Source organism: Hymenobacter sp., assembly GCF_031398885.1.
Lineage (GTDB): Bacteria > Bacteroidota > Bacteroidia > Cytophagales > Hymenobacteraceae > Hymenobacter.
Map to the genome: position 1 here is coordinate 1 of NZ_JANNOD010000007.1, position 6,814 is coordinate 6,814.

Below are 6,814 nucleotides of genomic sequence, written 5' to 3' on the forward strand. Positions count from 1 at the left end.
CCCTGCGCCGCCATCAGCAGGCCCCAGCCCTGGGGGTAGCCGGTGGGGTACGCCATGACCTTCGCGGCTTCCGTCAGCGAGAGCCCGTAGCCCACCCGGGCCCAGGTAAAAACCAGGGTGTAGCCCACGCAGGCGCCCGCCACCATCAGCGCCAGCAGCAGCAATACCTGGAGGCCCGGGTGCAGGGTGCGGGGCAGGAAACCTTTCATGGGGAGGAGTAAGTTGCGGAAGGGCGTAAATTTACCGTAGTTTTTAACTTAGGCTGGTACATTAGTTCGGCACAGACACACCGGCTCGTCACGCTGAGCGGAGCCGAAGCATCTCGCTCGCTTCGTTGCCCTATTCAATGGCATTGATTGCTGCTGCACGCGAGATGCTTTGGCTGCGCTCAGCATGACGTTCCCAATTCCCAATCCCCGTGGTCAACATAGGCAACATCCAACTCCCCAACTTCCCGCTCCTGCTCGCCCCGATGGAGGACGTGAGCGACCCGCCCTTCCGCGCCGTGTGCAAGGCCAACGGGGCCGACTTGATGTACACCGAGTTTATTTCCTCGGAAGGGCTGATTCGGGCCGCGGCCAAAAGCCGCAAGAAGCTCGACGTGTTCGACTACGAGCGGCCCATCGGCATCCAGCTCTTCGGGTCCGACGTGGCCACGATGGGCGAGTGCGCGGCCATCAGCACCGAGGCCGGCCCCGATTTGATTGACATTAACTATGGCTGCCCGGTGAAGCAGGTGGCCTGCCGCGGCGCCGGCGCGGCCCTGCTGCGCGACATCCCGAAGATGGTGGAAATGACGGCCGCCGTCATCAAAAACACCCACCTGCCCGTGACCGTGAAAACCCGCCTGGGCTGGGACGAGGGCACCAAGAACGTGGAGGACGTGGCCGAGCGCCTGCAGGACATCGGCATCGCGGCCCTCACCGTGCACGGCCGCACCCGCGTGCAGCTCTACAAGGGCGAGGCCGACTGGCGCCTCATTGCCCGCATCAAGGACAACCCGCGCATTCGCATCCCCGTCTTCGGCAACGGCGACATCACCTCGCCCGAAAAGGCCGTCGAGTACAAGAACCGCTACGGCGTCGACGGCGTGATGGTGGGCCGGGCCAGCATCGGCTACCCCTGGATTTTTCGCGAAATCAAGCACTACGTGGCCACCGGCCAGCTCCTGGCCCCGCCCACCCTGGACGAGCGCGTGGCCATGTGCCAGCTGCACTTCGACCGTAGCGTGGAGTGGAAAGGCCCGCGGGTGGGCGTGTTCGAAATGCGCCGCCACTACGCCCACTACTTCCGCGGCCTGGAGGGCGCCAAGGCCTGGCGCACCCGCCTGGTGGACGCCGAAACGCCCGAAGCCGTGCTGGAAATCCTGGCCGAGATTGCCGTCAGCGAAGCCGTGCTGGTGGGGTAGTTTTTTCTTGTCATCAACCCAATTCGCATGAGCACTGCCCACCACGTGGCCCGGCACTACACGGCCGAGTTTGAGGTGACCGCCGAAAACGGCATCATCCGGCTGCCGGCCGAATACGCCGACCTGGCCAACGCCCGCCTGCGGGTGCTGGTGTGGCCCGACGCGGGCCCGGCCGCCGCTGCCCCCGCCGACCAGCGCGCGGCCCGGCGCGCCGAGCTGCTCGCGGCCTTCGACGAGCTGGCGCGGCTCAACCCCTACCGCGCCATCGACGAGGCGACGGCCTGGCAGCGCGACCAACGCCACGACCGGCCCCTGCCGGGCCGCCCCTGATGCCGCGCCGGCTGCTGCTCGACAGCAACATCCTCATCGCCGCCTCGCAGGGCCGGGTGGACATGCGGGCCGTCGTGGCCGACTACGACGACGTGCTGACCTCTGTGGTATGCGAAATTGAGGTGTTGGGCTTTCTATTTCCCAGCATCGAAGAAGAAGCGACTGCCCGCCGGGCCGTGGCCGCTACCGATGTGGTACCGGTGACGGCCGACGTAGCGGCCTACGCCATCGCCTACCGAAAACTTCGCAAAGTGGCCCTGCCCGATGCCGTTATCCTGGCCACTGCCCGCGCTCAAGGGGCCGATTTGCTGACGGAAAACACGGCCGACTTTCGAGGCCTCGACCCATTGGTGCGGGTGTGGTCGTTGGCCGACCTGCCCGCTTACCCACCGGCCCCGAACGCTCCCGCATGATTCCGATTTACGACCAGAAGTCCCGCCTCAAAATCCTCATCGCAGTGCTGGCGCTGCTCGTCGGCGCGGCCACGGTCATCTACACCAACCTGTTGGTGCAGCGCGTGTCGGAGCGCGAGCAGCAGCAGATTCAACTGTACGCCAAGGCCCAGGAGTTCATCATCAACTCCGAATCGGACTCGAACACGCTGTTCGTGTTCAACGAAATCATCAACGCCAACGCCACCATTCCCGTCATCCTCAGCGAGGACGGCACGAACATCATCAACGCCAAAAACGTCACCATGCCGGCGCACCTCTCGCCCGCCGACTCGGTGACGCTGCTGGCCAGCGAGCTGCGGATGATGAAGCAGCAGCACCCGCCCATCGTGGTGGAGTTTGGGGCCGGGCAGGTGAACTACATTTTCTACCGCGACTCGCAGCTGCTGCAGCAGCTGCGCACCTACCCGCGGGTGCAGTTGGTGGTGATTGGCTGCCTGGCCGTCATCGCCTACTTCGCGTTCAGCTCCTCGCGCCGGGCCGAGCAAAACCGCGTGTGGGTGGGCCTGGCCAAGGAAACCGCCCACCAACTGGGCACCCCACTCAGCAGCCTGGTGGGCTGGCAGAACTACCTGCGCGACTCCGAGCGGTTCCGCGACGAGCCCATCATCGAGGAACTGGGCAAAGACATCCGCCGGCTCGAAATCATCACCGAGCGGTTTTCCAACATCGGCTCGGTGCCGGTGCTCAAGGACGAGAACCTGCTGCAAACCACCCGCAACGCCATCGAGTACCTGCAGAGCCGGGTGTCGAAAAAGGTAGTCTTTACCATCGAGTCGGACCTGCCGCGCGACACGCCCGCCCGCATCAACGTGCCGCTGTTCGACTGGGTGGTGGAAAACATCTGCAAAAACGCCGTGGACGCCATGGACGGGCGCGGCGCCATCACGCTGCACCTGCGCCGCGTGCGCACCCGCCGCAGCTGGTACCGGCGCGGCGCCCCGCCCCGCCAGGTGGCCGTCGACATCACCGACACCGGCAAGGGCATCCCCAAGAACAAGCTCGAGAGCGTGTTCATGCCCGGCTTCACCACCAAGCGGCGCGGCTGGGGCCTGGGCCTGGCCCTGGCCCGGCGCATCATCGAGAACTACCACGGGGGCAAGCTCTTCGTGAAGTGGAGCGAAACCGGCCGCGGCACCACGTTCCGAGTGGTGCTCAACCAGTGAGCGGTGAAGCACAGGGGCAGTGTTATTTCAGATCATTGGGATGCAACTGCCCTGCGCGCGTAGGCTTCAGCATGACGCGCATGGGTAGCAACGTGGGCTGTGGCAGCGGCGTGACCAGCCGCCCGCGCGGCTGCTACGGCGGCCGGATTCTGCGCATCGCGGGCGGCCGCGTGAGCCGCAAAAGCACACTGACGGGCTTCTGAGACGGTTAGGCCGTTTCGCACCCAAGCGCGGGCAGCGGCTATTGCCTCGCGCGGCCGGTAATCGTCAGGGCATGCTTGCTCAAAAAGGCTCAGAACCCGTTCAGCGCAATCAGCCGCCCAGACTGCCAAACGCTTATGTTCGTGTATATCGTCAGGTGATGTCATTGAAAAGAGCCTACCTGTTGGTGATTTCCACATACGCATTCCCCGTCACGGGCTGGCCGTGGTGCGTGCCCGTGACGCGGCACATGCCTTCCCAGTAGTTCAGTTTCAGTACTTTGAAGAGGCGTAGGTTTAACTCCTGATTGGGCACCAGGGGCGTCACGGTCAGGTCGTAGCCCTTGCTGGGCACGGTGAGGTGCCAGGTGGCGGGGTATTTCTTTTTGGATGTGGCGCTGGTCCAGTACGTGACGGGCTCCAGCTTGAAGTCGGTTTCGGCCAGGTGCAGGTTTTCGCCCTGGGCGCCAAACAAGGAGCCGCCACCGATTTGCTGGCCGGACTTGGTTTCGTGCACGGCGTAGAGCATCAGCTCTTCCTTGGGCTCGTCGAGCTGCAGGCTGAGCCAGTCCCAGGCCACGTTTCGCTTGTTCACGCCGCCGCAGTTCCACTGCCGGTCGTACCACAGCTCGCCGGCGACCTGGTGCACCTGGCCGCCCACTTCGATGGTGCCGGTGGTGGCCAGCCGCGGGTAGCTGTAGTAGCCGGCCTGGGCCACGGGGCCGTACTGCTCGTAGCCGGTGCCGCCGTGCAGCAGCACGGGCTTCACGGGCGTGGTGGTGAGGTCGATGGCCTGCCCGGCGTGGGCGGCCATGCGCGCCTGCAGCCGGTAGCGGCCCTCCTGGCCGGTGAGGGTCCAGCGCTGGTCCTTCTTCTGCTCGGTGAGGTTGATGGGCAGCGCGGCGGTGAGCGGCTCGCGCAGCTTGCCCAGGTCGTAGTCGTAGCGGAACTGCTGGGTTTGCGGGTCGGTCAGGGCGAAGTTCACCATCTGGTAGTCCTGCTTGCCGGTGGGATTGAAGTGGAAAAAGACGTATTCCACGCCAAAGCTTTGGCCGGTGGTCACGTCCTTGAGGTGGCCGGTGAAGTACCACCACTCCAGCGAGTTTTTGGGGTGCGGGGCCTCCTCTTGCGGCAGCTGGGCGCGGCCGGGGAAAACGTCGTTCTTGGTGGTGGGCTTGAGGGGAATGCAGGCGGTAGCGAGCAGGAAAACGAAGGCAATACGCAAAACTTTCATACCCCGTCACAAGGGTTTTCGGGGCGGAAAGGTTTGGGCTAGGGGCGGGTTTTGCCGGGGCCGGGCAGCGGCACTGGAGGGTCAATCAGAACGGCCTTACCCTTGAGGAAGCCCCGCTCCGGAATGGAGCGAAGCCGCACGGTGACCGGAGCGAGCGGGGCACTCCCAGTAATAATCACTTTCACGTCTTGCGCCAAAAAAGTAAACGGCACATACGGTATGTGCAGCTTCAGGAAGCCGCTTTTCACCGCTTCCCAGTCGGCGGAAAACGACAGCACAAATTCGCCCTGCTCGTCGGTCACGGCCCCGTACTTGGTGCCCTCCACAAACACGTAGGCCCCCGCCACCGGCACGCGCAGCGAATCGTCGAGCACCACGCCCCGAACCACGACGCTGGCCGAACCCGCCGTTGGTCCCGCTGCCGCGGCGCGGCCCGGCGGGGGCTGCTGCGGGGCCACGCAGGAAGCCAGCGGCTGCCACCCCAGCAGCGCCAGGCCCGCCAGCAGCCACCGCCGCCAGCGGCTTATCGGGGCTGGCGCCAGTTGCGTAAAATGAGCGTAGGCACACACTGGCTGCCCTTTCCGCGCCGTCAGGTACGCCAGCACTTCGGCCTCGCTCAACCGGGTGAAGTCTACTACCTCGGTTTGGCAGGCGCCGCAGTGGCGGCCGGCGGCGGTGGGCGTCATGGCGGCCCAGGGCTGGGCGCAGGCGTTGGGAATGGAAATCATGGGGCGGGGCTCATTTGAGTTGCGTCACAAAAAAAAGAGAGTTGGAAGAAAAAGCTCCTCGTCTACTTCACCGGCGGCTTCATCGGCGGCTCCGCCATCCGAATCGAGCCCATCAGCCGGCCGCGATTGGGGGCCGAGGCCAGCCGCACCACCAGCAGCCCCGGGGAGGCGGCGCGCGCGTCCAGCCGCACGGTTTGCTCCTGAAAATCGAACGGGCTGCCCACGAACCGCAACTCCACCGTGCCCCCGGCGATGGGCGCCCAGTCCCGCGCCAGCACCAGCTCGAACCGCCCTTCCGCGTCGGTGACGGTGCCGAACTTGGTGTCGTTGAGAAAGACGTTGACTTGCGGCACGGCCGTTTGGCTGGCGCCATCCAACACTTGGCCCCGAATGATTAGCTGCGGCGCCGGGGCGGCGGCGGAGTTGGTAGCGGCGGCCGTGGCTTGCGCGGGTAATTGCTGCGGCAGCCGGGTGCCGCACGACGAAACGGGCTGCCAGCCCAGCAGCGCCAAGCCGGCCAGCAGCCAGCGCCGCCACGGCGCGACCGGGGCCGGCGCGGCCAGCTGCGTCGTGTTGGCCAGGGCGCACACCGGCCGGCCGCCGCGCCGGGCCAGGTAGGCCAGGATTTCGGCGCCGCTCAGGCGGGTGAAGTCCACTACTTCGGTTTGGCAGGCGCCGCAGTGGCGGCCGTGGGCCGTGGGCGTCATGGCGGCCCACGGCCGGGTGCAAGGCTGCGGAATGCTGATGGGCAGGGAGGTATTCATGCTTCTAAAGTAGCTGATTTTTCAACTCTTATCCGTGCCGGAACGGGCGCATGAGCCAGTATTTGCTCCGGTGGTAGAAGCGGCGCGGGTGCCAGGGCCGCGGCGGGCGGCACAGCTCTGGGCCGCCCAGTACCTCCGGGCTCAGGGGCATGTTTATCACCACATCGCCGGTTCCGACCCGCACTTCCCGCTCTTCCGTCACGTAGCCAATGCTGCGGAAGCTCACCGTAATGACTCGCGTGGCTTCGTTCCGAGGCACCCGCAGCTCGAAGTGGCCATCGTAACCCGTCGCAACGCCGGTGGTAGTGCCTTTAAGTAGTACTGTGACGCCAGGAATAACTTCGTGCGTAGAAGCATCCAGCACCACTCCCCTGAGCACCGTGTCCAACCTCTGTCTCGTCCGTCCAGAGCTGTACACTAGTTCTGAATTCCATGAACGAGAATCGGCCGCGCAAGGAGCGCCAGAAATATGAGATTTATTCAATGGCCGTCCGGCTGGAAGTTGTGCGCCTGGTGGAGTCGGGCCACTTGC

Annotated in this window: 10 protein-coding genes; 4 read left to right on the forward strand and 6 right to left on the reverse strand. The window is 65.2% G+C overall.

Annotation, left to right across the window (positions count from 1 at the left end):
- Positions 1–209, reverse strand: a 209-nt coding sequence (locus tag RMO51_RS00925) for a hypothetical protein (protein ID WP_310391180.1), incomplete at its 3' end; no start/stop codon positions are given.
- A 209-nt stretch (positions 210–418) separates the two neighbouring features.
- Here RMO51_RS00925 and dusB point away from each other — a divergent pair.
- From dusB to RMO51_RS00945, 4 genes are read left to right on the forward strand one after another with little or no spacing between them, the layout of a single operon-like run.
- Positions 419–1,408: a tRNA dihydrouridine synthase DusB gene (dusB, locus tag RMO51_RS00930; RefSeq protein WP_310391182.1), complete on the forward strand. Its 990-nt coding sequence runs from the start codon at positions 419–421 to the stop codon at positions 1,406–1,408.
- A 27-nt stretch (positions 1,409–1,435) separates the two neighbouring features.
- Entirely contained in the window at positions 1,436–1,738 is a 303-nt protein-coding gene (locus tag RMO51_RS00935) for a hypothetical protein (protein ID WP_310391184.1), read from the forward strand.
- The gene (locus RMO51_RS00940) at positions 1,738–2,151 is read left to right on the forward strand and encodes a PIN domain-containing protein (RefSeq protein ID WP_310391185.1); all 414 of its coding nucleotides are present in this window, start codon (positions 1,738–1,740) and stop codon (positions 2,149–2,151) included. Before RMO51_RS00935 ends, RMO51_RS00940 begins: the two co-directional genes overlap by 1 nt.
- The gene (locus tag RMO51_RS00945) at positions 2,148–3,356 is read left to right on the forward strand and encodes a HAMP domain-containing sensor histidine kinase (RefSeq protein ID WP_310391187.1); all 1,209 of its coding nucleotides are present in this window, start codon (positions 2,148–2,150) and stop codon (positions 3,354–3,356) included. Before RMO51_RS00940 ends, RMO51_RS00945 begins: the two co-directional genes overlap by 4 nt.
- A 32-nt stretch (positions 3,357–3,388) precedes the next feature.
- Here RMO51_RS00945 and RMO51_RS22550 read toward each other — a convergent pair whose 3' ends face one another.
- The 5 genes from RMO51_RS22550 to RMO51_RS00970 form a co-directional block, all read right to left on the reverse strand.
- Positions 3,389–3,763: a putative immunity protein gene (locus RMO51_RS22550; RefSeq protein ID WP_409025023.1), complete on the reverse strand. Its 375-nt coding sequence runs from the start codon at positions 3,761–3,763 to the stop codon at positions 3,389–3,391.
- A complete protein-coding gene (locus RMO51_RS00955) occupies positions 3,735–4,790 on the reverse strand; it encodes a lipocalin family protein (RefSeq protein ID WP_310391190.1) in 1,056 nt (351 codons plus the stop codon). Before RMO51_RS00955 ends, RMO51_RS22550 begins: the two co-directional genes overlap by 29 nt.
- A gap of 38 nt (positions 4,791–4,828) precedes the next feature.
- Positions 4,829–5,518 carry a carboxypeptidase-like regulatory domain-containing protein gene (locus tag RMO51_RS00960; RefSeq protein WP_310391192.1) on the reverse strand — a complete coding sequence of 230 codons (690 nt, stop codon included), beginning with the start codon at positions 5,516–5,518 and terminating at the stop codon, positions 4,829–4,831.
- A gap of 62 nt (positions 5,519–5,580) precedes the next feature.
- Complete coding sequence (locus RMO51_RS00965) at positions 5,581–6,282, reverse strand: carboxypeptidase-like regulatory domain-containing protein (protein WP_310391194.1); 702 nt, start codon at positions 6,280–6,282, stop codon at positions 5,581–5,583.
- Between the two features lie 28 nt (positions 6,283–6,310).
- Positions 6,311–6,646 (reverse strand): carboxypeptidase-like regulatory domain-containing protein, encoded by a 336-nt coding sequence (locus RMO51_RS00970; protein WP_310391196.1) that lies wholly within the window; start codon positions 6,644–6,646, stop codon positions 6,311–6,313.
- Positions 6,647–6,814: the final 168 nt, after the last annotated feature.

Coding starts and splice junctions, on each gene's coding strand:
- RMO51_RS00965 (WP_310391194.1), bottom strand. CDS start 6,282: ATGAATACCTCCCTGCCCATCAGCATTCCGCAGCCTTGCACCCGGCCG.
- RMO51_RS00955 (WP_310391190.1), bottom strand. CDS start 4,790: ATGAAAGTTTTGCGTATTGCCTTCGTTTTCCTGCTCGCTACCGCCTGC.
- RMO51_RS00935 (WP_310391184.1), top strand. CDS start 1,436: ATGAGCACTGCCCACCACGTGGCCCGGCACTACACGGCCGAGTTTGAG.
- RMO51_RS00940 (WP_310391185.1), top strand. CDS start 1,738: ATGCCGCGCCGGCTGCTGCTCGACAGCAACATCCTCATCGCCGCCTCG.
- RMO51_RS22550 (WP_409025023.1), bottom strand. CDS start 3,763: ATGCGTATGTGGAAATCACCAACAGGTAGGCTCTTTTCAATGACATCA.
- RMO51_RS00960 (WP_310391192.1), bottom strand. CDS start 5,518: ATGATTTCCATTCCCAACGCCTGCGCCCAGCCCTGGGCCGCCATGACG.
- RMO51_RS00945 (WP_310391187.1), top strand. CDS start 2,148: ATGATTCCGATTTACGACCAGAAGTCCCGCCTCAAAATCCTCATCGCA.